The sequence below is a fragment of the Mesorhizobium sp. M7A.F.Ca.AU.002.02.1.1 genome (assembly GCF_003998535.1).
Classification (GTDB): Bacteria; Pseudomonadota; Alphaproteobacteria; order Rhizobiales; family Rhizobiaceae; genus Mesorhizobium; species Mesorhizobium ciceri.
In genome coordinates this window covers 1-559 of record NZ_RZPB01001441.1, presented here as the reverse complement: position 1 = coordinate 559, position 559 = coordinate 1, and the positions used below count along the sequence as shown (strand labels likewise).

The window sequence follows — 559 nt, the reverse complement described above, 5'->3', positions numbered from 1 at the left end:
GGTTTGGCCTCCCTGTCGCCAAAGTGAATGCAGCCGTCAGCGATCATCTCCAGTCGCATGACTGGCCGGGCAATGTGCGCGAGCTCGCCCATTTCGCCGATCGCGTCGCGCTCGGTCTCGGCCCGGACGAGGAGATGAAAACGGTTCGCGCGCATTCGCCGGAGCCTGCGGCAGCATTGCCCGAACGGGTCGGCCACTATGAGGCGCAACTGATCCGCGATGCGCTACGCGACCATGGCGGCGACGTGCGCGCCGCCATCGACGTGCTCGGCGTGCCGCGTAAGACCTTTTATGACAAGCTCAAGCGCTACGGCATTGCCGCGTCCGAATTTCGCAATGGCGGCGATGCCGATACGCAACCCATCTCGGAAAAGCGATGAACACGACACTGCAAACGACGGCAAATCCCTCGCCGCAAGACCTCACTTTTCTCAGCGAAAGGCTGACGGCGTTCAACGACGGCGATGTCGGCGCGTCCGAAAGGCATGCGCTTGCGGTGTTCGTGCGCGACGACGCCGGCGCGGTCGTCGCCGGCATTTCCGGCTACACCGCCTGGGGA

Annotated in this window: 1 protein-coding gene and 1 pseudogene; both read left to right on the top strand. The window is 64.0% G+C overall.

Annotation, left to right across the window (positions count from 1 at the left end):
- A partial coding sequence (locus EN879_RS38235) for a helix-turn-helix domain-containing protein (protein ID WP_281034642.1) occupies positions 1-380 on the top strand: 380 nt, incomplete at its 5' end.
- Positions 377-559, top strand: a pseudogene (locus tag EN879_RS38230) (GNAT family N-acetyltransferase); the annotation flags it as partial. The gene EN879_RS38235 and the pseudogene EN879_RS38230, both read left to right, overlap by 4 nt.